Genomic DNA, 23455 nt, shown 5'->3' on the forward strand with positions numbered 1-23455 from the left:
ACGCTCCTAACACATCGCCGGCGATAACGCTTGACGGATTTTGCTCGCCCAAATTGGTTCGAGCCTAAAATGAAAACAATCGGCAATTCCGCGAGACGTTCATTGCGCGTGACCTGGCATAGAAGGCGATGCGGCGGGCTTCGGCTGTGATTGCCGTTCAGTTCCCGGCGCTACGTGGTAACCCCGAACCAGCAGCGCCACGGCAACTCCTTCGTAGAGGAGACCTCGCAGAATCTGAAAGGGGCGCCTTGGAGCGCCCCTTCTGTATTTCGTGTGCTCAGCGGCTCAACGGCGCTGGTTATACACGTCGACACACACTGCGCCGAGCAGAACCAGGCCCTTGATCACCTGCTGGTAATCGATGCCGATGCCGAGGATCGACATGCCGTTGTTCATCACGCCCATCAGGAACGCGCCGATGACCGCACCCGTCACCTTGCCGACGCCGCCGTAAGCCGAGGCACCGCCGATGAAGCAGGCCGCGATGACGTCGAGTTCGAAGCCGGTACCGGCTTTCGGCGTGGCGCTGTTCAGGCGCGCTGCAACGACGAGACCGGCAAGCGCTGCCAGCACACCCATGTTGACGAAGGTCCAGAACACCAGACGCGTGGTTTTGATACCGGAGAGTTCCGCTGCACGCGCGTTACCGCCGACGGCATAGATCTGACGGCCGAGGATCGTACGGTTGGTGAAGAACCCGTAGGCGACGATCAGCACCGCCATGATGATCAGCACGTTCGGCAGGCCGCGATGTGACGAGATCAGGTAGGCGACGAAAGCGATGGCGGCGAAGACGACGACATTCTTGCCGATGAAGAAGCCCATCGGCTCGCTCTCGACGCCATGCGACACACGCCGAGCGCGGCTGCGAAAATTCTGCCAGACCATCAACACGGCAAGGATCAGGCCGACGATGAAGGATGTCACATAGATGCCGCCGTCGGACGAGATCAGCTCGACCAGATAACCCGAAGACAGCTTCTGGAAGATCGGCGGGAAAGGCCCGATCGCCTGACTGCCGAGAATGGCGATCATGAAACCGCGGAAGACCAGCATGCCCGCAAGCGTGACGATGAAGGACGGTATCTTGAAATAGGCGACGAAATACCCCTGGATACCGCCGATAACGCCACCGACCACAAGGCAGATGACGATGGCGGCCGCCAGATTGACGCCCCACGAGACCATCAACAAGCCGGCTAGACCGCCGATGAAACCGGCGACGGAGCCGACCGAAAGGTCGATATGACCGGTCACGATCACCATCAGCATGCCCAGCGCCATGATGACGATATAGCTGTTCTGCAGGACGATATTGGTGACGTTCAGCGGCCTCAAGAGAATGCCGCCGGTTGCGATCTGGAAGAAGATGACGATGACGACCAGCGAGATCAGCATGCCGTAGTCGCGAAGGTTATCCTTCCAGAAACCGGTGCCCGCTTTCGGAGCCACAACTGCTTCCTGTGGGGTGCTCATGGGTTATCTCCCTTTGCGGCGCATGATGGCGCGCATGATATTTTCCTGCGTGGCCTCATCGCCGGCCACTTCGCCGACGAATTCTCCCTCGTGCATCACCATGATCCTGTCGCAAGTGCCGATGAGCTCGGGCATTTCCGACGAAATCACGACGACGGCCTTACCGGCATCCGCAAGTTCGTTGATGATGGAATAGATTTCGTATTTCGCGCCGACATCGATGCCGCGCGTCGGTTCGTCGAGGATCAGGATATCCGGGCCGGTGAACAGCCATTTCGACAGCACAACCTTCTGCTGGTTGCCGCCGGAAAGTTTTCCGGTCTCCTGATAGACATTGTGGCTGCGGATCCGCATGCGCGTGCGGAATTCCTGCGCCACCCGCATTTCCGAGATATCGTCGATGACCCCGCGCGTGGACACGCCGCCGAGATGTGCCAGCGAGACGTTCTTGCGGATATCCTCTGCGAGGATCAGGCCGAGATGCTTGCGGTCCTCGGTGACATAGGCAAGGCCCGCCTTGATCGCCTTGTGGACGTCCGACGTATCGGCTTCCTTGCCGTGAATCTTGACCGTACCGGTAATATCGCGGCCGTAAGCCCTGCCGAACACGCTCATCGCAAACTCGGTGCGACCAGCGCCCATCAGCCCGGAAATGCCGACGACTTCACCGGCCCGGACCTTCATCGATACATTCTTGACCATCTGGCGGCTGGAATGCTGCGGATGGTAGACGGACCAGTTCTCGACTTCGAATATGACGTCGCCGATCTTCGACACGCGGGCCGGATAACGGCTTTCGAGATCGCGATCCACCATGCGGCGCACGATCTCGTCCTCGTCGACGGGACCTTCATGGCAATCGAGCGTGCCGACCGTCTTGCCATCGCGCAGCACGGTGATGCGGTCGGCCACTTCGGTGATCTCGTTCAGCTTGTGGCTGATCATGATCGAGGTGATGCCGTGGCGGCGGAATTCCTTGAGCAGCTCGAGAAGAGCAGCACTGTCGGTTTCGTTCAGCGAGGCCGTCGGCTCGTCGAGGATCAAAAGCCGCACGTCCTTTGACAGCGCCTTGGCGATTTCCACCAGCTGCTGCTTGCCGACGCCGAGATTGGTGATCAGGGTTTCCGGCGCTTCGCTCAAGCCGACCTTGGCCAGCAATTCCTTGGTGCGAAGGTAGCGAGCATCGCGGTCGATCACGCCGAATTTCGATGGCCCATTGGCGAGAAATATGTTCTCGGCAATCGACATCAGCGGAATGAGCGCAAGCTCCTGATGGATGATGATGATCCCGAGCTTTTCGGAATCGTTGATATCGCGGAAATGACGTTCCTCTCCGCTGAAAAGGATAGATCCCTCGTAGGAACCATACGGGTAGACACCCGACAGAACCTTCATCAGCGTCGATTTTCCGGCGCCGTTTTCGCCGACAAGCGCGTGGATCTCGCCTTCCTTGACGGTAAAACTGACATCCGAAAGTGCCTTCACGGCACCAAAACTCTTCGAAATGCCCCGCATTTCGAGAATGGGCGGCTTTTCTGCCGCGGATAATACGGGATCAAGCATGACGACTCCCAAAATAAAGGGGCCGCGCGCCGGGTGCGACGCGCGGCCGTATCGAATTACTTGAGCTGTGCTTCGGTGTAATAACCGCTGTCGATCAGGACCTTCACGTTGGTCTTGTCGATGGCAACCGGCTTCAGCAGGTAGGACGGAATGACCTTGACGCCGTTATTGTAGGTCTTGGTGTCGTTGACCTCAGGCTCCTTGCCGTTCATGGCAGCATCGACCATATCGACGGTCACCTTGGCGAGATCGCGGGTGTCCTTGAAGATAGTCGAATACTGTTCGCCGGCAATGATCGACTTGACCGAAGGAACTTCGGCGTCCTGACCGGAAACGAACGGCATAGGCATGTCGCCCGAGCCGTAACCGACGCCCTTCACCGACGACAGGATACCGATCGACAGGCCGTCATAAGGAGACAGAACAGCGTTCAGCTTCTTGTCGGAATAGGTCGAGGACAGGATGGCGTCCATACGGGCCTGAGCGGTAGCGGGATCCCAGCGAAGGGTTGCGACCTTGTCCATGCCGGTCTGGCCGGAACCGACGACGAGGGTGCCCTTGTCGATCAGCGGCTGCAGAACGCTCATGGCGCCGTCATAGAAGAAGTAGGCATTGTTGTCGTCCGGCGAACCACCGAACAGCTCGATGTTGAACGGGCCCTTTTCGGTGTCGGCCTTGAGAGCCTTCACGAGCGTCGTTGCCTGCAGAACGCCGACCTGGAAGTTGTCGAACGTTGCGTAATAATCGACATTCGGGGTGTCGCGGATCAGGCGGTCATAGGCGATGACCTTGATGCCGGCCGTGTGGGCCTGTGCGAGAACGTCGGAAAGCGTTGTGCCGTCGATCGAGGCGACCACGAGGACCTTTGCGCCCTTGGTGATCATGTTTTCGATCTGCGACAGCTGGTTCGGGATGTCGTCTTCGGCGTACTGGAGATCGGTCTGGTAACCGCGCTCCTTGAGCACCTTGATCATGTTGTCGCCGTCGGCAATCCAGCGGGCGGAAGACTTGGTCGGCATGGCAACGCCGACAAGGCCCTTGTCCTGCGAGAAGGCCGGAGCAGCGAAGGCCATGGAAGCCAGGATCGCCGCAGAAGTAAGCAATTTAAGTATTTTCATTGTACACTCCTCCGTAACGGCGGCCCCCAACGAGCCGCCGAGTTAGTTTAGGGTGGCTCCTCGCCGCCCTCACGACCCAAGGGGCGCTTGCGCGCCCGATAGGTCAGTGATTGTCGCGCGGCAGACCTTCGGTCTGTGCGATACGCTGGTATTTGACAGCCGGCTCAAGAACCGCACCTGTCTCCATCTGTCCGACGATGCCGCGCTGGATCTCCTGCCAGGGCGTCTGATGCTTGGGATACTGATAGCCGCCACTGGCCTCCAGCGCGCCGCGGCGCGCATTCAGCTCGTCGTCGGAAATCAGGATATTCGCTTCGCCGCGGCCCAGATCGATACGCACCCGGTCACCGGTTTTCAAAAGGGCAAGACCACCGCCGGCTGCCGCTTCAGGCGAAGCGTTGAGGATAGACGGGCTGCCGGACGTGCCGGACTGACGGCCGTCACCGATGCAGGCGAGCGAGCTGATGCCCCGCTTGAGCAGGTAATCCGGCGCGCGCATGTTGACGACTTCCGCAGCCCCCGGATACCCGATCGGGCCGGCACCGCGCATGAACAGAACGCTGTGCTCGTCGATGCCGAGCGACGGATCGTCGATGCGGTGATGATAATCCTCCGGACCGTCGAACACCACGGCATTACCTTCGAAGGCTTCCGGGTCGTTCGGGTTCGACAGGTAGCGCTCGCGGAATTCCGGCGAGATGACACTGGTCTTCATGATCGCCGACGAGAACAGGTTACCGCGCAGCACGCGGAAACCGGCACGCGCCTTCAGCGGCTCGTCGTAGCGCTTGATGACCTTGTCATCCTCGATGATCGCCCCGCGACAGTTCTCACCGATCGTCTTGCCGTTGACGGTGATCGCGTCCTCGTTGATCAGGCCCTGGCCCATCAGCTGGTTGACGACAGCCGGAACGCCGCCCGCATGATAATAGTCTTCGCCGAGATATTCACCGGCCGGCTGCAGGTTGACGAGAAGCGGAACTTCCTCGCCGTAGGTTTGCCAGTCGTCGACCGTCAGTTCCACGCCGATATGGCGGGCAAGCGCGTTCAAATGGATCGGAGCATTCGTCGAACCGCCGATCGCCGAATTGACGCGGATGGCATTGACGAAAGCGTCCTTGGTCAGGATGTCGGACGGCTTCAGATCTTCCTTGACCATCTCGACGATACGCAGACCGGTGAGATAGGAGACTTCCTGGCGGTCGCGATAAGGCGCCGGAATGGCGGCCGAGCCCGGAAGCTGCATGCCGAGCGCTTCGGCAAGCGAGTTCATCGTCGTCGCCGTGCCCATCGTGTTGCAATAACCGGTGGACGGCGCCGACGAAGCCACCAGCTTGACGAAGCCGGCATAGTCGATCTCGCCCTTGGCCAGCAGTTCGCGTGCCTTCCAGACGATCGTGCCCGAACCGGTACGCTCACCGCGGAACCAGCCGTTCAGCATCGGGCCGACCGAGAGGGCGATGGCGGGAATGTTGACAGTGGCCGCCGCCATGAGACAGGCTGGCGTGGTCTTGTCGCAGCCGATCGTCAGCACGACGCCGTCGAGCGGGTAGCCATACAAAACTTCGACGAGGCCGAGATAGGCAAGGTTGCGGTCGAGACCGGCGGTCGGGCGCTTGCCGGTTTCCTGGATCGGATGAACCGGGAACTCGATGGCGATACCGCCGGCTTCACGAATGCCTTCACGCAGGCGGTTGGCCAGTTCGAGGTGATGGCGGTTGCAAGGCGACAGGTCGGAACCGGTCTGCGCGATGCCGATGATCGGGCGATCGGACTGCAGCTCGGCCTGGCTGAGGCCGAAATTCATGTAGCGCTCCAGATAGAGCGCCGTCATGTCGACATTGTCGGGATTGTCGAACCAGGCGCGCGAGCGAAGTTTGCGCGCACCCGTAGTTGCAATTCCGGTGGACGGGGTTTTTCCGTGATCTGCCATTGTCAGTCCTCGAATGCTTCAGTTTCGATGCGCCGGCCCAGCATGAAGGCATCGGCCACATGCACCAGCGGCGAAAAATCGGTATCGCTCTCGCCTTTGGAGACGAGCGCAACGAAATCCCGGTAGAGATTGCGATATTCGCGGTCATCCTCAACGATCTGCGCCTCGCCATCGACGATCAGACGGCTGCCGCCATGGGTCAGCACGACCGAGCCTTCTTCCGTCTCGACGCTGATGTCCCAGGTCTGCGGGCCGGTCTGGCGCCAGTCGAACTCCGCCTGGATCGGCAGGCCGGACGCGGTTTCGAACGTCAGGCTGGCCGCGATCGGTGCGGCGCGATTGGACGGAATGGTGAGATCCGAATGGGTGAGGTGGAATGTCTCTGGCATGATGCGGGTGACGATCGACAGCGCATTGATACCCGGATCGAACACGCCGAGACCACCCGGCTCCCAGATCCATGCCTGGCCCGGATGCCAATGACGCACGTCTTCCTTCCAGGAAACCGAGGCGCTTTTGATCTTGCGCTTGGCAAGCAGTGCCCGCGCCGGCTCAACGCCTGCGGCTCCGCGGGAGTGCCAGGTGGCAAACAGGCTCAGCCCCTTCGCCTTCGCCAGCTTTTCCAGCGCAAAGACTTCCGACAGCGTCGCACCCGGCGGCTTTTCCAGCATCACATGCTTGCCGGCCTCGATCGCGGCCTTGGCCTGGGCGAAGCGGCCCTGCGGCGGTGTGCAGAGAGAAATCGCATCCAGTTCGACGCCGGATGCCAGCATGGCACCGATGTCGTGGAAGCAGTGAACGCCATCCAGCTTGGCGTTGCGGCTGGCGACAGCCGTCAGTTCGATACCGTCGGTCGCTTCGATCGCGCCGAGATGCTGATCTCTGGCGATCTTTCCAAGTCCGACGATGCCGAGACGAATTTTGCTCATGTCAATTTTCCTTAAAGCTTGCGCACGTCAACTGACATCGCCGCGGCGACGGTCAGACGGTTGACGAGCGGCAGCTTGAAGGGCGCAGCATCGATCTCAAACACATCACCTTCTTCGGTCTTGATGCCGTGCGAGACGGACAGCGTGGCCGTACCGAAGAAATGAACGTGCAGGTCGCCCGGCGCGCGGAAGATGTCGTATTTGAAGTTATGGTATTCGAGATTGGCTATCGAGTGCGACATGTTGGCCTCGCCCGACAGGAAAGGCTTTTCGAAGATCACTTCGGCGCCGCGACGGATACGCGAAGTACCTTCCACATGATCCGGCAGATCGCCGACCAGAAGTTCCGGGCCGAGCGACGCCTGGCGCAGCTTGGAATGGGCGAGCCAGAGATAGTTGCCCTTCTCGGTCACGTGATCGGAAAACTCGTTGGCGAGACAGAAACCGACGCGGAAAGGTGTGCCGTCAGGACCGATCAGATAGATACCCGCAAGTTCCGGCTCTTCACCGCCATCGAGAGCGAAGGAAGGTGACTCGAGATCCGAACCGGTGGATTTAAGCTGCGAGCCATTGCCCTTGTAGAACCATTCCGGCTGTGCGCCGACCTGTCCTGGGAGAGGCTTGCCGCCCTCGACACCCGACAGGAACATGCGCATGGAATCGGTCGGCTTGTCTTCGGCCTGAGCTGCCTTGTGCATCTTGTCGCGACCATCGGCGGAGCCGAGATGCGTCAGGCCTGTACCGGCGACGACGAAATGGGCAGGATCGGGATGCGAGATCGGCAGACCGACGCGGCCTTCGCGTGCTGCAGCCTCTACGTCGATGTCGGCAGCGTAACCGAGCGCTTCGATCTGCGCTGCAAGGCTGCGGCCGGCGGCAATCGCCTGCGTCGCAAGATCGTAGGTCGAGGTCACGCCATTGACGATACGGCCGGAACCCTGGCCTTCCCACGCAACAACCTTGACCGCGCCCGCATCATCAGCAATCTGCAGAATTCTCAGCATCGATATCGTCATCCAATTTGTCTGAACTGACATGGCGCCTCCACAGGCCATGCCTTCCTCCCATCAGATCGCAGACCTGACGTCTTTCAAAAATACGACTATTGGATTTGCCGCGCGAATGTCAAGAATGTCTTTTTCCGTAAAGGTAAATCGGCATTGGTCAATTTTTAGGCTATTGAATAAGGCGATACACGAGATTTGATAGAAATTCCGAGCACTTGATCGTTTTTTACGCAAGCTTCGAAATTGGGGGTTGCAAAAGTACTATTATATGCCAATCCTTGCCTCGCCAGTTTGCTTCATCATCTCTGGGAGGATTAAGATGAAAAAAGCTCTCGTCGCGGCAACCGCTGCCGCTATTTTTGCCACTCTTGCATCCGGCGTTTCCGCAAAATCACTGACAGTCGGCTTCTCGCAGATCGGATCCGAATCCGGTTGGCGCGCCGCCGAAACGACGTTGACCAAGCAGCAAGCCGAAAAACGCGGCATTACGCTGAAATTTGCCGACGCTCAGCAGAAGCAGGAAAACCAGATCAAGGCGATCCGTGGCTTCATTGCCCAGGGCGTCGATGCGATCCTGATCGCACCCGTCGTTTCCACCGGCTGGGATGCCGTCCTGAAGGAAGCCAAGGAGGAAAAGATCCCGGTCATTCTGCTCGACCGCGAGATCGACAGCCCCAAAGATCTCTTCCTGACAGCCGTTACCTCCGACCAGGTCTATGAAGGCAAGGTCGCCGGCGAATGGCTCGCCAAGGATGTCGGCTCCAAGGACTGTAAGGTCGTCGAGCTTCAGGGCACGACAGGCTCTTCGCCGGCCATCAACCGCAAGAAGGGTTTTGAGGAAGGCATCAAGGCCGCTTCCAACATCAAGATCGTCCGCTCTCAGACCGGCGACTTTACCCGCACCAAGGGTAAGGAAGTCATGGAGAGCTTCATCAAGGCTGAAGGCGGCGGCAAGGATATCTGCGCCGTCTACGCCCATAATGATGACATGGCCGTCGGCGCCATCCAGGCGATCAAGGAAGCCGGCCTGAAGCCGGGCACCGACATCAAGATCGTCTCGATCGACGCCGTGCCGGACATCTTCCAGGCCATGGCAAAGGGTGAAGCCAATGCCACGGTCGAGCTGACGCCGAACATGGCCGGCCCTGCCTTCGATGCGCTCGAAGCCTATCTGAAGGACAAGAAAGAGCCGAAGAAGTGGATCCAGACGGAGTCCAAGCTCTACACCCAGAAGGACGATCCGATGAAGATCTACGAGGCCAAGAAAGGTCTCGGTTACTGATCTCCCGCTGTCCGCATCACTGATGCGAACCTCACCAACGACTGAAGCGGCAAAACTGCCGCTTCAGTTCCTTTGGAGCAATTCCAGCAAAACCGGGCACCGGTTTTTCGCGGCAGGATTTGCGCTGAAACAAAGAGATAGAGCCGTTTCGCGTTTCGAGGAAAGGCGGAAATGCTCTGAATGCGGGATGAAGACATGTCAGTTCAACACGCTCTTCTCGAAGCCCGGGGTATCGGCAAATCCTTTTTCGGCATTCCGGCCCTCGATGAGGTCGATTTCACACTTCAAGGCGGCGAAATCCACGCCCTTCTCGGCGAAAACGGCGCCGGCAAATCGACACTGATCAAGATCCTGACCGGCGTCTATCGCCGAGACCGGGGTACGATCTATCTGCACGGCAACGAGGTTTCCCCCGACAGTGTCGCCGAGGCGCAGACGCTCGGCATCGGCACGGTCTATCAGGAGGTCAATCTTCTGGAGAACCTGACGGTCGCCGAAAACCTGTTTCTCGGCCGCCAGCCACGTCGCTTCGGCATGATCGACCGCCGCACCATGCGCGACCGGTCCAAAACTCTGCTTCAAAGATACGGCCTTAATATCGATGTCGATGCGCTGCTCTCGTCCTTTTCCGTCGCCATCCGCCAGCTCATCGCGATTGCCCGTGCCGTCGATCTTTCCGGCAAGGTTCTGGTTCTCGACGAACCGACGGCCAGTCTCGATGCGCATGAAGTGAAGGGCCTGTTCACTGTCCTGCGCCAGCTGCGCGAAGAAGGTGTCGGCATCGTCATCATCACCCATTTCCTCGATCAGGTTTACGAGATCGCCGACCGAGTCACCGTGCTGCGCAACGGCCGCCTTGTCGGAAGCCGCACGATTTCCGAGCTGCCGCGTCTTGACCTGATCTCGATGATGCTCGGTCGAGAGCTGCAGCACATCACTCGCGATCATCAGGCGGAGCCGGAAACGGTCGATGATCGCGGCGCGCCGTCCATTCAATTCCAGAACTACGGCAAGAAGGGCAGCGTCGCCCCCTTCGATCTCGACATCAGGCCGGGCGAGGTCGTCGGCATTGCGGGCCTGCTTGGTTCGGGCCGCAGCGAGACCGCCTTTCTGCTGTTCGGCATAGACCGCGCCGACAGCGGCACCGCCACGATCGACGGCGAGCAAGTCGCCATCACTTCGCCCGAAGCCGCGATCGCCAACCGTTTCGGTTTCTGTCCGGAGGAACGCAAGACGGACGGTATCGTCGGCGATCTTTCGGTTGCGGACAATATCGCGCTGGCGCTGCAGGCGCAGCGCGGCTGGATGCGGCTGATCTCGTCTTCCCACAAGCGGGAGCTGGCCGACAGCTTCATCAAGTCGCTCGACATCCGCCCCGCCGACCGCGAACGGCCGATAAAATTTCTCTCCGGCGGCAACCAGCAGAAGGCAATCCTCGCCCGCTGGCTGGTGACCGAGCCCCGGCTGCTCATCCTCGACGAGCCGACCCGCGGCATCGATATAGGCGCCCATGCGGAAATCCTGAAAATGATCGAAAGGCTGTGTTCCGAGGGCATGTCGCTGGTTGTCATATCCTCCGAGCTGGAGGAACTCACCGCCGTGGCGCACCGCGTCATCGTACTATCCGATCGCCGCCATGTGGCCGAACTTTCCGGTCGTCAGCTGACCACCGACGGCATCATCCGGGCAATTGCCGGCACCGGCGAAACGGAGGCCGCGTGATGAACTGGTTTACCCGCCGCCTGCGCCGATTGGCACCGCAGCTTGCCGCACTGGCGATCATCCTCGGCGTTATCAGCCTTGTTGCGCCCGGCTTCCTGACGGTATCCGTCCAGAACGGACGGCTTTACGGCAGCCTGATCGACATTCTGGTTCGCGCAGCACCCGTCGCACTCCTGACGGTCGGCATGACACTGGTGATCGCGACACGCGGCATCGATCTTTCGATCGGCGCCGTTATCGCCATCTGCGGCGCTGTTGCCGCAACCCTGATCAGCGAGGGTTATCCGCTCCCGGTCGTGATCGCCGTTTCCCTCGGCGTCGGCATCGCCTGCGGATTGTGGAACGGTGTGCTCGTCGCAGTCCTCGATATCCAGCCGATCATCGCCACGCTCATCCTGATGGTGGCCGGCCGCGGCATCGCCCAGCTCATCACCGAAGGCGTCATCCTGACGTTCAACGACGATACATTCTCGGCACTCGGTTCCGGCGCCCTGGCCGGCATCCCGATCCCCATTTATCTCTGGATCGGAACGGCACTCGCGATCGGCCTGCTGATACGCCGCACCGCGCTCGGTTTCCTGATCGAGGCGACCGGCATCAACCGTCGCGCTGCAAGCCTTGCCGGCGTGCGCGCCCGCTTCCTGCTTTTCTCGGCCTACGCCATTTCCGGTCTCTGCGCAGCCATCGCCGGCATGATCGTCACCGCCGACATCCGCGGCGCCGACGCCAACAATGCCGGCCTTTGGCTGGAACTCGACGCGATCCTCGCGGTCGTCGTCGGCGGCACCTCGCTCAACGGCGGTCGTTTCTCGATCACCGCATCGCTGATCGGCGCGCTGATCATCCAGTCGATCAATACCGGCATCCTCGTTTCGGGCTTTCCGCCGGAATTCAACCTGATCATCAAGGCCGGCATCATCATCGTGGTGCTGACGCTGCAATCGCCCGCAATCGTCACCGTCTTCGGCTTCATCAAGGCCACGCGGCGGGGTGACAAGCTCAATCATGGTGCGAAGGAGGCGACCCGATGATCCATGCCCGCAACCTGCCCTTCGTCACCACGCTGGCGATCTTCGTCATCGCCTACGGGCTTTGCGTCCTGCAGTTTCCCAACATGCTGTCGACGCGGGTAATCGGCAATCTTCTGACCGATAATGCCTTTCTCGGTATCGCGGCGGTCGGCATGACCTTTGTCATCCTGTCGGGCGGCATCGACCTTTCGGTCGGATCGGTGATTGCGTTTACCAGCGTCTTCGTTGCAGTGATGATCGGCTCCTTCGGCGTCCACCCATTGACCGCCTTCCTCGCAGCGCTGGTCATTTCGACCCTGTTCGGTTGCCTGATGGGCGCGATGATCCGCTATCTGCTCATCCCGCCCTTCGTGGTGACGCTGGCCGGCATGTTTCTCGCCCGCGGTGCGGCATATCTCGTTTCGACGCAATCGGTGCCGATCACCCATGAATTCATCGACACCATGCTCGGCTTTTACATCCGTTTCCCCGGTGGCGGGCGGCTGACGCTTCTCGCCATGGTAATGCTGGTCGTGTTTGCCGTTGGCATCGTCGTCGCTTCGCGCACCCGCTTCGGCGCCAACGTCTATGCGATCGGCGGCAATATCCAGTCGGCCGAGCTGATGGGTGTGCCGGTGGGCGCGACGACGATCCGTATCTACGCTCTGTCCGGCTTCCTTTCGGGCCTCGCCGGCATCGTCTACACGCTCTACACGTCCTCCGGTTATTCGCTGGCGACGGTCGGTGTGGAACTCGATGCGATTGCCGCAGTGGTGATCGGCGGGACACTTCTGACCGGCGGCGTTGGACTGATCGCCGGTACATTCGTGGGCATCCTGCTACAGGGGCTGATCCAGACCTACATCGTCTTTGACGGGACACTGTCCTCGTGGTGGACGAAAATCGTCATCGGTATCCTGTTGTTCGTATTCATCGTGTTGCAGCGCACCATCATCTGGTATTCAGACCGCCGACTTGCAGTTCGACAATTGAAGGAAGTGTGATTTTGGGTCTCCTGGAAACGACCATCAGCGGCCGGAAGCGGCGCGGCAACCACGCCCATGTGGTGGCCGAGCTCGGGCGCGGTATCGTCTCCGGCAAGATCCCAGAAGGCTCTCTTCTGCCCGGAGATGCCGAGCTTTCGGGCCGTTTCGGCGTATCACGCACGGTGCTGCGCGAGGCAATGAAGACGCTGTCCGCCAAACGGCTGATCGAGGCCAAGGCCAAGGTTGGCACCCGCGTGCTGCCCCGCGAAAGCTGGAATTTCTTTGATTCGGATGTACTTGGCTGGCGCTTCGAAGCCGGGCTGGATTTCGAATTCATCGAACACCTGGCCGAAATCCGTCTGGCGCTTGAACCTGCCGCAGCCTCGGCAGCGGCAGCCCGTGCCACAAGCGACGATATCGTCGCGCTCTATACGATCGCCGCCAAATTCGACAATCTCAACCATACGCCGGAAACGGTCGCCCAGGTGGATCTCGAATTTCATCTCGCCATTGCCCGTATGTCCGGCAACCCTTTCATGCGCTCGGCAAGCGCGCTGATCGAGGCAGCGCTTGCAATTTCCTTCCAGCTGTCATCGCCTGCCGCTTCGCCTGAAACGATCGACGAGGTGGCGACAAATCACCTGCGGATCGTCCACGCCATCGCTTCGCGCGATCCGGCCAAGGCGATGTCGGCGATGCGGCATGTAATCGAGATCGGCAAGAGCCGTATCCGCGCTTCGCTCCGCGGCGTCGATCGCAACGCAGTCGATGTCCGCCATGCCGTCACCGTCGACAACAACTGAGCACCACATCGTGTCGAGCGGAGCTTGCGACAGCAATAGTTGACTTCATAAGTCATGAATGATCTTAGTCCGGCAAGAACACAGATATTCCGGACCGCCCCATGCTCCACCAGACCCGAGGCCGCATTACCCGTGACAACGGCGCAGCAATCGATGCGCTGAAAAAACGTGCCGCCGAATGGGAAGTGCCGCTGACGCAGGAGGCCGCCGGTTTCTGCTTCCATGTCTGGAATTCCAAGGCAACGCTCTATCCGGACGAAACCGGGGTGACGATCGAGATCTCCTCGCCCGAGCAGCGCCTGCTGCAGACATTACAGGGCAGCCTGACCGAGCTTTTCGAGGAATGCCTGCTCTGCCCGAAATGGGATGAAGTGGCCGAAGGCGCGCTGGCGCCCGGCATGTCGCTGATGCAGGTGGCCTCGGTGACCAAACGCTCGCCGGGCTTCACCCGCGTACGTCTGGAAGGACATGATGCGGAACGCTTCGGAGCGGGCAACTACCATTTCCGCCTTCTCATTCCTCGCCGAGGCCGCCCGCCCTGCTGGCCACGCATCGCCGCATCCGGCCGCACCGTCTGGCCGGAGGGCGACGACGCCCTGCACAGGCCCGTCTACACCACCGTCGCCCATGGCCAGGACTGGATCGAGTTCGACATCTTCGAACACCAAGGCAGCCCGACATCCGCCTGGGTCGCGGAAGATCCGACCGACAGGACGATCGGCATCATCGGGCCTGGCGGCGGCGGGTGCCCCGATAGCCAGAACCTTTTCCTGTTTGGCGACGAGACCGCCCTGCCGGCGATCATCCGCATGCTCCAGGAGGCGAAAGGCGAGGTCCGGGCATTCGTCCGGGCGCGCCGCGACGATCTCTGCGAGCTTGCCGCCGATGACAGGGTGTCAGGCGTTGCAGATCTGATGCCAGCGCTGCAGGCTCTTGAACTTGGCGATGGCGCCCATGTATGGTTTGCCGGACATGCCGATCAAGCCCGCGCGGCCCGCACATATCTGACCGGCCAAGGCTTGCAGAAGCGCGATTTCATCGCCGCGGCCTACTGGAGTTAATTGGAAACGGCAGCTTTCCACCTCTACCGAAGGTAGTTCAGCATTGGCTCAACAGCTTTGCCTATACATGTCGGCGGCGCGCGGAGCCCCTGCATGCCCCACAAAATTAACGGTATATTAAGGTATTCTAATACCCTTAAGCCTATGAAATCATCGAATTAACCTTACCGCGTAACCTCGCTTGGCATTCGCGCTTGCTCAAATTCGAAAAAATGAGCACTTTTCAAGAAATAAGAGCGATTACCGTGCTGATGCTTCCATCAGCAGACATCATAGCAATGTCGCGGACGCTCTTTAGTGTGAACTTCGTAGTCGAATAATTGAGGTGCGGGCATGACTTATGAATCCGCCAGACTGATGTCTGAGGCGATCACTATTTCTTCGACGGCAATTCTTTCGTCCTTGATCGACACATTGGTCGAAAAAGGCGTTCTGACTGTGGACGAGGAAAAAGAGGTTTATCTCTCTGCGATGGACAAGATCAGCGAAGTCGCCGGCGATGATGAAGAGGGCACGCACGAACTGGCCCGCGAACTCATCGAACAGCAGCTTGCCGATCGCGAAGCCTAAGCCGTCAGGCCGAAGGCCTTGACGTCTCGACCACCGAAATCTCCCGCCCCGGCGGAAGTTTTCGAAAAAATCAGAAGAATGAAACGGCCAGCACCAGAAGCAGCGAGCTGGCCATCACGGTCAGCGCGAAAGCGCCGTTCCATCTGAGCACGATCGTCGTCGCCGAAGTGGATGTCAGACGCGCCATGGTGATCGTCATTGCGCTGATCGGTGACAGGGCGATACCCGCCGCCCAGCCAAGCGAAAGCGCAAGCGCCAGCAACATCGGATGAGCATTACCGAAGGCTGCAGCCCCGAACAGTTGGGCAAGAAAAACCACCACGATCGAATGCGGCACGAAAAGAACCGCACTCCCCGCAATCGCCACGATACATAGGCTCGCCAGAACCGACGGCGGCAGCTGGTTGAGATTTTCCAGAAAATCGCCGCGGCCATCGAGGAAAACCACCGCCGTCGCCCCGATGACGCTGGCCGACAGATAGATCGCGCTTTCGGTTCGCATGACCGACATATTGCCGACCATGCCTTTGATTTCGTGGCCGAAGCCTGAAAGCGGCACGCGCTGTTCGTAAACGATCGAGCCCAGTGCAAAAAGCGGTAGAAGGATCAGCGAAGCGACGAGCGGGCTCACATCTATCGCAGCATGAATGGCCAGCGTGCCGCCGAACAGGCCAAAACAGGCACAGAGCGTTATCGCAAGCGGCCCGACAGATGGCACTTCCCGGTCTTCCGCGTTACCCGCATAGTCCGTCTGGCCAGTGGTCTCGGTATGAAATATCGTCGTCACCAGGATCAGGGCAACGGCTGTTGCGAAGGCGGCGACAACGAAAGCCGTCGGAGCAAGGTTCGGGATCGACTGCGTGATGATGGCAAATCCGACGCCAAGAGGCGACCATATCGTCATCAGCACCGTGCCGCGCATGGCAGCCAGCAGGATCGAACGACGCTCGCCTTGACGATCCTGCCCTTCGGTCGCCTTTGCCACCATCTGGCCGAGCAGCGATATGATGCCGATATTGAAAAGCAGGCTGAGCAGATGGCTGCCGACCTTGACCGCCTGGTAGCGCCTGCGGCCAGGCATGCTCATCAGATATTCTGCCGCATTCCTGATGATTTCCGACCGGCCGACTGCATAACGCAGCATGCCGAGCACGGACAGGAACGAAGAGAAACCGACGCCCTGATAAAGCGCACGCTCGACGATCGCGGCCTTCTCAGTGGTAAGCAGAAATTCCGATGTTGCGCAGAGAACAAAGCCGGCCGTCACGAACGTCTTTGCGATCATTGCCAGCCGCCTCCAGTCCGACAACACCGCCAGTGTGGCAAACGCGGCGGCGGTTCTGAGCAGCCAGACGGAACCGGATGTCACATTTGCAAGGACGAACAGAAACGCGCCAGCCAAAGTGAGCACATCCGCCACGCTGACAACCTGCGGCTTTGGCAGCATGGCGGCTGCGGCAACCTTGCTCATGGACAGAAAACTCCGGGAAAAGCTGCGATCCCGACGCTCATGTCCGAAACGGCGAGAGATCTAAAAAGGGAATTGGGGGTATCAAATAACCTGCTGCAAGACGGTAACACCCTGGCTACAGGACGGATTACCTAATTGCTGCATTGCAACATAACGGAATCAAAGTCCAGCATTCTCAGAGTGTCAAACACCTGCTGCGACGCAATATTCTTTGTTTCAGGCGGGCAGTTCGCCTATACACACAACTTCGAATTGCCACTCAATGCGGCAGATCGTCTCTCTGTTGTTTTTTGAGGCAACGACATCAAAGTCGTGCCGCTTAAAGCGAAGCGAACCTGGGGGAACCCATCGAGCGTGATGCCGCGGCAAGTGATGGCGGACATGCTTAGTTCGCAAGCGCGCGAACTGCGGCGGCAAGTCAAGACGCGTCAGAAACATCTTCCGGGTTTGGACGCTCTTCCGGGCCGACATATTTTCTGGGCACTCCGTCACGCCGTGCCGTGCGGTCCCGATGCAGCGCTGCGCGTGCCAGCAGCATGAAGGTGATCGGTGTCGTCACGGTTACAAAGATGCCGATCAGGATCTCATGGATGACCAGCCGCGAAGACGACACGGTGAAATAGATCATCGAGGCCAGCATTATCCCGCCGATCCCCCAGCTGGTGCCGAGCGCCGGCGCATGAAGCCGCTCGTAGAAGGTTGGCAGACGCAGGAAGCCGATGGCACCGATCAGGGCGAGTGCAGCACCGACCAGCAGAAAGAAGGCTACGGCAAGTGCTACGGAAAGCGGGAGGTCTGCGGCAGGATAGATCATTCGATCACCTCCCCGCGCATCAGGAATTTAGCCAGCGCCACGGTCGAAACGAATCCGAGAAGCCCGATTACCAGCGCCGCCTCGAAATAGATCACACGGCCTGTGCCGATGCCGAATGTTACGAGCAGCAGCATCGCGTTGATATAGATCGTATCGAGACCGATGATGCGGTCCTGCGCTCGTGGCCCGCGAAACATTCGGATTGCGGCGATCGCCATGGCGACAACCAACATGAATTGGGAAATTGCGACCGCAGTATAGATGATGACGGCACTCATGCGAATATCTCCATCAACAGCTTCTCGTAACGGTTCTTGATCGTCGCGACCCACTGCTCTTCCTCTTCCAGATCGAGCACGTGCATGAGGATGGAACCATCGTAGGAATCATATTCCAACCAGACCGATCCGGGCGTGCTTGTCAGAATGATCGCCAGAAGCGCCAGAGCGGTGCGATCCTTGATCTCGAGCGGAATCGTCAGGAAACCTGCCTTCCGTCCCTTTGCCCGTCCCCGGACGATCAGCCAGGCAACCGCAATATTCGAGAGGGCAACGTCATAGAGCACGATGAAGAACAGTTTGGGCAGAAGATACCATTTATTCAGCTTCGGTTTGTCCGGTCTCAACGACGCCATGGCCCAGGAAGCGAATACCGCAACCAGCGCACCGAGGATCAGATGCCCGAGCGTGAAGCCGTTCAGCAGCATCCACATCAGTGTCAATGAGATCGTCAGGATCGGATAGGGAAGCATCAGTTGCCCTCCCCGGCATCGCTATCGACACCCGGCACGATCGTCGCATTCCGAACCGCATCGATATAGATGCTCGGAGTGTTGAGGGTGCGGATGGTCGTGTCCATGTACTGGATCGCCGAATTTGCCTGCACCGTCAGCAACAGCGTCAGACCCAGAAGGAACATGACGGGCACGATCTCGATGACGAGAACGCGCGGAACCGTGCCTTCGAGCGAGGTCCAGAATGTCCGGATCCCGACGCGTGTCATCGAGATGAGGGCTGCGACGCCCGACAGGATGACAAGCACGATCAGAACCCAGACGGCAACTGTCGGCGGCACGCCAATAGCCCCGGTGCCCATCATCGCAGACAGCATGGCGAATTTGGCAATGAATCCGGACAAGGGCGGCAGGCCCGAGAGAAGAAGGCCGCACATGGCAAAACACGTACCGAGAATAGCCAGCGTACCGGGCATGGTCACGCCATCCCCTTCTTCCGGCTCGTCTTCGTCCGCATCGCCATAAGCTTCCATGGTGACGGCAAGAACGTTGGCGCCGGCGTCCTGGCTGCGCTCGACAAGCTCGATCAGCATGAAGAAGGCGCTGATCGTCAGCGTCGAGCTGACCAGATAAAGCAGCGCCCCGGACGAGACCGCACCGTCGTTGATACCGATCACCATCAGCAGCGTGCCGGACGAGATCAGCACCGAAAAGCCGGCAAGCCTGCCGAGCGCCTGCGATGCAAGCACCCCGATCGTCCCGAAGATCAGCGTTGCCATACCACCATAAAGCAACACGGTGGATCCGAAGCCGGCGGAAGGCCCGCTGTCGAACAGCAGCGTCGTGAGCCGCAGGATGATATAGATGCCGAGCTTGCTGAGAATGGCGAAGATGCCGGCGACCGGCGCCGCAGCAGCGCTATAGGCGGTGGGCAGCCAGAAGCAGAGCGGCCACATGCCTGCCTTGATAAGAAAGGCGATGCCGAGCACGCCGGCACCGGCTTCCATCAGCATCCGGCGATCCGCTTCCATTTCCGGGATGCGGGCAGCAAGATCCGCCATGTTCAGCGTACCGGCCGTGCCGTAGATCAGGCTGACGCCGATCAGGAAAAGAAGTGCCGCCGCGAGGTTGACTGCAATGTAGTGCAGGCCGGCCTTGACGCGCAGCTGGCCCGAACCGTGCAGCAGAAGACCGTAGGATGCCGCCAGCATCACTTCGAAAAACACGAAGAGATTGAACAGGTCGCCCGTCAGGAAAGCCCCATTAACGCCCATCAGCAGCAGCTGGAACATCGAGTGGAAATGTGAGCCCATCGCGTGCCAGCGCGCCAGCGAATAGACGAGGGCCGCAACGGCGACAGACGCCGTCAGCAGCAGCATCAGGGCCGACAGTCCGTCGAGCACGAGAACGACGCCGAACGGAGCGGCCCAGTTACCGAGCAGATAGACGCCCTCATAACCGTTCGGGCCGCTTTCGATACGAAACAGAATGAAGGCGACGGTGATCAGCAGAAGCGTTGAGGCAAGGCTTACCATCGCCTTTGCCACGCGCTGCCGCTCATCGATGAACAGCAGGATCGCCGCGGCCGCGAGCGGGATCAGGATCGGCGCGACGATCAGATGGTGCGACCAGCCGTTCATCGCTTGTCCCCCCTGCCGTCCACATGGTCTGTGCCGGTCAGGCCGCGCGAGGCGAGCAACACGACGAGGAACAGCGCCGTCGTCGCAAATCCGATGACGATCGCGGTGAGCACCAGCGCCTGCGGCACCGGATCGGCCAGAACGCCGTCAACCCCGCCTTCGCTCAGGATCGGCGGAACGTTCGTCTTCACGCCGCCGACACCGAAGATGAACAGGTTCACCGCATAGGAGAGCAGTGAAAGCCCGATGATGACCTGGTAGGTGCGCGGACGCAGGATGAGCCACACGCCGCAGCTGGTCATGACGCCGATGGCGATGGAAAGGATGATTTCCATTAGCTCTCCTTCGTCTTGTCGGCTTCGATCGTGCGAAGGCGGGTGATGCGGATGGACTGGTGAGCCAGGGCAACAAGGATCAGCACCGTCGATCCCACCACCAGCAGGAAGACGCCGAGATCGAAGAGCAGCGCCGTCGCAGCCGGCACTTTGCCGATCAGCGGTAGCGTCAGATATTGCGAATGCGACGTCAGGAACGGATAACCGAGGAACCAGGCGCCGACACCGGTCAGGGTCGAGATCAGAAGCCCGAGACCCATCCACCAGAGCGGCAGGATGCGAATACGATCCTCCGCCCAGCGGGTACCGCCAGCCAGATATTGCAGCAGGAATGCGATCGAAAGCGTCAGTCCGGCCGAGAACCCGCCGCCCGGCAGATCATGCCCGCGCATGAAGATATAGACCGCGAAGGTGATGATGACCGGGAACATCCATTGCATGATCACCGACGGCACCAGCAGATAGTCACGCACCGTATCGCCCGCATTGCGCTCCGGCCGCTCCTCGTCGAAGCGGTTCTGGATCCGTTGCTGCTCGGGCATGACCATCGTGTCGGGCGCCGGACGGAAACGGCGCAGCAGGGCAAAGACAGTCAGTGCCACGATGCCAAGAACAGTGATTTCACCGAGCGTGTCGAAACCGCGGAAATCGACGAGAATGACGTTGACGACGTTGCGGCCGCCACCTTCCGTATAGGCGTTTTCCAGGAAGTAGGTGGCGATGGCATCCGGCACCGGCATGGTCATCACGGCATAGGCGATAAAAGTCATGCCGACACCGCAGATGATCGCGATCAAGAGATCGCGGAAACGCCGGAAGCGGGCACGGAACGTCACCGATTCATCCATCTTCTCCGTCCGCTTCGGCAGCCAGCGTAACCCGAGCAGGATAAGAACGGTGGTGACGATCTCGACCAAAAGCTGGGTAATCGCAAGATCCGGCGCCGAGAGCCAGACGAAGGTGATGCAGACGATAAGGCCGATGCCGCCGAGCATGATCAGCGCCGCAAGCCGATGGTACTTGGCGAGAAAGGCCGTGCCGAGCGCAAGGCAGATGCCGATCAGCCAGATGCCGGCAAACACCTTGTCGACGCCCGAGAATACGAAGGTGCGCGGCTCGAAGCCGGAGAGCCAGAGTGGCAGGAGACCCGCGAGGAAGCCTGTCACGACCACCCAGCGCAATTGCGGCTGCAGATTGCGGGTGCCGATCCGCTGTTCGGCCGAACGGGCCCAGCGCCACGAAACCTCGACGAGGATACGCTCGAAGATACGCTGGCCCTTCAGCCGGCGTAGCAGCGGTGGACCGTCCTCGCAGGTCGCCAGATAGTGGCGAAGCACGAAATAGAGCGCACTTCCGCCAACAAGCGCGATCAGGCTCATGACCAGCGGCAGGTTGAAGCCGTGCCAGATCGAAAGACTGTATTCCGGCGTATCCGTGCCGAGGACGCTGACCACCGCCGTATGAAGGAACGGACCGACAGAGAAGGCCGGCGCGATGCCGACGATCAGGCAGATGACGACGAGCAGCTCGATCGGAAAGCGCATCCAGCGCGTCGGCTCATGCGGCGTGTCCTTCGGCAGATTGGTCGGCGACGGGCCGAAAAAGACGGTATGGATGAAGCGCAGCGAATAGGCGACGCTGAACGCACCGGCAAGCGTGGCGACATAAGGCAGGATAATGTCGAGTACCGAATCCGCATGCGTCTCGATCGCCTCGGCGAAGAACATTTCCTTCGACAGGAAGCCGTTGAGCAGAGGTACGCCCGCCATCGCCGCACTCGCCACCATGGCAAGTGTCGCGGTATAGGGCAGATAGCGGAAAAGCCCGCTTAATCGTCGCATGTCACGCGTTCCGGTCTCATGATCGATGATGCCGGCTGCCATGAACAGCGACGCCTTGAAGGTCGCATGGTTCAGCATGTGGAAGATCGCCGCCACCGTGGCAAGCGGACTTCCGAGGCTGAGAAGCGTGGTGATCAGCCCGAGATGGCTGATCGTCGAATAGGCAAGCAGACCTTTGAGGTCCTGCTGGAAGATCGCGAAAAAGGCGCCGATCAGAAGCGTGAGAATGCCGGCCGCCCCCAGGATGAAGAACCATTCATAGGTTCCCGAAAGCGCCGGCGAGAAGCGGGCCAGCAAGAAGACCCCGGCCTTCACCATTGTCGCCGAATGCAGATAGGCCGAGACCGGCGTCGGCGCCGCCATCGCATTCGGCAGCCAGAAATGGAACGGGAACTGGGCACTCTTGGTCAGCGCGCCGAGAAGGATGAAGATCAGCGCCGGAACGTAGAGCGAGTGGCCGCGAATGAGATCGCCCGACGCCAGGATTTTGTCGAGATCATAGCTGCCGACGATATTGCCGATGAGAAGCAGGCCGATCAGCAGGCAGAAACCGCCGATACCGGTGATCGTCAGAGCCATACGGGCGCCATCGCGCGCCGCGGCGGAATTGTTCCAGTAGCTGATCAGCAGGAAGGACGAGATACTCGTCAACTCCCAGAAGATCGAAAGCAGGATGACATTGCCCGAGAGAACGATGCCGAGCATTGCCCCCATGAATGCCAGGAAAAAGGAGAAGAACCGCGGGACGGGGTCGTCCTCGGACATGTAATAACGGGCATAGACCGTCACGAGCAGGCCGATCCCGGTGATCAGCACGCAAAACATCCAGGCGAAACCATCCAGACGCAGCGAAAAGTTCAGACCAAGCTGAGGGATCCATTCCAGATGGTAGCGAAAGACATTACCATCGGTCACCTGCGGATAGGCCAGAACGGTGATGATCAGGCAAAAGGCGGCGACCAGAGAAGCAAGCCGCGACGGCAGGACAGTCGATGCCGTGTTCAGGAGCAGAACGGAAAGGATACTTCCGATAAACGGCAAGGCCAGCAGCAGAAGAAGAAATTGCGGCGCAAGCGTTATCCCAATGTCCCATCCCTTCATTTCCAAGGCATTTCAGACCTCTATCATGTAATGGGATGCCCCACTAGCCAATCGGATCAA

Annotated in this window: 20 protein-coding genes; 7 read left to right on the forward strand and 13 right to left on the reverse strand. The window is 59.8% G+C overall.

Annotation, left to right across the window (positions count from 1 at the left end; genetic code table 11):
• Positions 1–285: 285 nt before the first annotated feature.
• From mmsB to araD1, 6 genes are all read right to left on the reverse strand, one after another.
• Positions 286–1476 (reverse strand): multiple monosaccharide ABC transporter permease, encoded by a 1191-nt coding sequence (gene mmsB, locus FHP24_RS24510; protein WP_139678863.1) that lies wholly within the window; start codon positions 1474–1476, stop codon positions 286–288.
• A gap of 3 nt (positions 1477–1479) precedes the next feature.
• Positions 1480–3039 (reverse strand): multiple monosaccharide ABC transporter ATP-binding protein, encoded by a 1560-nt coding sequence (gene mmsA / locus FHP24_RS24515; RefSeq protein ID WP_139678864.1) that lies wholly within the window; start codon positions 3037–3039, stop codon positions 1480–1482.
• Between the two features lie 56 nt (positions 3040–3095).
• Positions 3096–4157: a multiple monosaccharide ABC transporter substrate-binding protein gene (chvE, locus tag FHP24_RS24520; RefSeq protein ID WP_139678865.1), complete on the reverse strand. Its 1062-nt coding sequence runs from the start codon at positions 4155–4157 to the stop codon at positions 3096–3098.
• Positions 4158–4260: 103 nt separating this feature from the next.
• Positions 4261–6090, reverse strand: coding sequence for an IlvD/Edd family dehydratase (locus tag FHP24_RS24525; RefSeq protein WP_139678866.1), 1830 nt, complete (start codon positions 6088–6090; stop codon positions 4261–4263).
• Between the two features lie 2 nt (positions 6091–6092).
• The gene (locus tag FHP24_RS24530) at positions 6093–7019 is read right to left on the reverse strand and encodes a Gfo/Idh/MocA family protein (protein WP_139678867.1); all 927 of its coding nucleotides are present in this window, start codon (positions 7017–7019) and stop codon (positions 6093–6095) included.
• An 11-nt stretch (positions 7020–7030) separates the two neighbouring features.
• Complete coding sequence (araD1, locus tag FHP24_RS24535) at positions 7031–8023, reverse strand: AraD1 family protein (RefSeq protein ID WP_139678931.1); 993 nt, start codon at positions 8021–8023, stop codon at positions 7031–7033.
• A 316-nt stretch (positions 8024–8339) separates the two neighbouring features.
• On the opposite strand from araD1, the gene ytfQ reads away from it, so the two are divergent.
• The 7 genes from ytfQ (at position 8340) to FHP24_RS24570 (ending at position 15460) form a co-directional block, all read left to right on the forward strand.
• Positions 8340–9308: a galactofuranose ABC transporter, galactofuranose-binding protein YtfQ gene (gene ytfQ, locus FHP24_RS24540; protein WP_394344669.1), complete on the forward strand. Its 969-nt coding sequence runs from the start codon at positions 8340–8342 to the stop codon at positions 9306–9308.
• A 195-nt stretch (positions 9309–9503) separates the two neighbouring features.
• Complete coding sequence (locus FHP24_RS24545) at positions 9504–11030, forward strand: sugar ABC transporter ATP-binding protein (protein ID WP_139678869.1); 1527 nt, start codon at positions 9504–9506, stop codon at positions 11028–11030.
• Positions 11030–12061, forward strand: a complete 1032-nt coding sequence (locus FHP24_RS24550) for an ABC transporter permease (RefSeq protein ID WP_180356113.1) — start codon at positions 11030–11032, stop codon at positions 12059–12061. Before FHP24_RS24545 ends, FHP24_RS24550 begins: the two co-directional genes overlap by 1 nt.
• Positions 12058–13044, forward strand: a complete 987-nt coding sequence (gene yjfF, locus FHP24_RS24555) for a galactofuranose ABC transporter, permease protein YjfF (RefSeq protein ID WP_139678871.1) — start codon at positions 12058–12060, stop codon at positions 13042–13044. The genes FHP24_RS24550 and yjfF overlap by 4 nt, the downstream gene beginning before the upstream one ends.
• Before the next feature lie 2 nt (positions 13045–13046).
• The gene (locus FHP24_RS24560; RefSeq protein WP_139678872.1) at positions 13047–13829 is read left to right on the forward strand and encodes a FadR/GntR family transcriptional regulator; all 783 of its coding nucleotides are present in this window, start codon (positions 13047–13049) and stop codon (positions 13827–13829) included.
• A gap of 101 nt (positions 13830–13930) precedes the next feature.
• Positions 13931–14890 (forward strand): siderophore-interacting protein, encoded by a 960-nt coding sequence (locus FHP24_RS24565; protein ID WP_139678873.1) that lies wholly within the window; start codon positions 13931–13933, stop codon positions 14888–14890.
• A 333-nt stretch (positions 14891–15223) separates the two neighbouring features.
• On the forward strand, positions 15224–15460 hold the full coding sequence (locus tag FHP24_RS24570; RefSeq protein ID WP_139678874.1) for a hypothetical protein: 237 nt from the start codon (positions 15224–15226) through the stop codon (positions 15458–15460).
• 70 nt (positions 15461–15530) lie between these two features.
• Here FHP24_RS24570 and FHP24_RS24575 read toward each other — a convergent pair whose 3' ends face one another.
• From FHP24_RS24575 to FHP24_RS24605, 7 genes are all read right to left on the reverse strand, one after another.
• Entirely contained in the window at positions 15531–16931 is a 1401-nt protein-coding gene (locus tag FHP24_RS24575) for a hypothetical protein (protein ID WP_139678875.1), read from the reverse strand.
• 418 nt (positions 16932–17349) lie between these two features.
• Complete coding sequence (mnhG, locus tag FHP24_RS24580) at positions 17350–17745, reverse strand: monovalent cation/H(+) antiporter subunit G (RefSeq protein ID WP_139678876.1); 396 nt, start codon at positions 17743–17745, stop codon at positions 17350–17352.
• Positions 17742–18023, reverse strand: a complete 282-nt coding sequence (locus tag FHP24_RS24585) for a K+/H+ antiporter subunit F (protein ID WP_139678877.1) — start codon at positions 18021–18023, stop codon at positions 17742–17744. Before FHP24_RS24585 ends, mnhG begins: the two co-directional genes overlap by 4 nt.
• Entirely contained in the window at positions 18020–18496 is a 477-nt protein-coding gene (locus tag FHP24_RS24590; protein ID WP_139678878.1) for a Na+/H+ antiporter subunit E, read from the reverse strand. Before FHP24_RS24590 ends, FHP24_RS24585 begins: the two co-directional genes overlap by 4 nt.
• Complete coding sequence (locus tag FHP24_RS24595) at positions 18496–20118, reverse strand: monovalent cation/H+ antiporter subunit D (protein ID WP_139678879.1); 1623 nt, start codon at positions 20116–20118, stop codon at positions 18496–18498. Before FHP24_RS24595 ends, FHP24_RS24590 begins: the two co-directional genes overlap by 1 nt.
• Complete coding sequence (locus FHP24_RS24600) at positions 20115–20453, reverse strand: Na+/H+ antiporter subunit C (protein ID WP_139678880.1); 339 nt, start codon at positions 20451–20453, stop codon at positions 20115–20117. The genes FHP24_RS24595 and FHP24_RS24600 overlap by 4 nt, the downstream gene beginning before the upstream one ends.
• On the reverse strand, positions 20453–23395 hold the full coding sequence (locus FHP24_RS24605) for a monovalent cation/H+ antiporter subunit A (RefSeq protein WP_139678881.1): 2943 nt from the start codon (positions 23393–23395) through the stop codon (positions 20453–20455). Before FHP24_RS24605 ends, FHP24_RS24600 begins: the two co-directional genes overlap by 1 nt.
• Positions 23396–23455 lie beyond the last annotated feature (60 nt).

The sequence above is a fragment of the Aliirhizobium smilacinae genome (genome assembly GCF_006335145.1).
GTDB lineage: Bacteria > Pseudomonadota > Alphaproteobacteria > Rhizobiales > Rhizobiaceae > Neorhizobium > Neorhizobium smilacinae.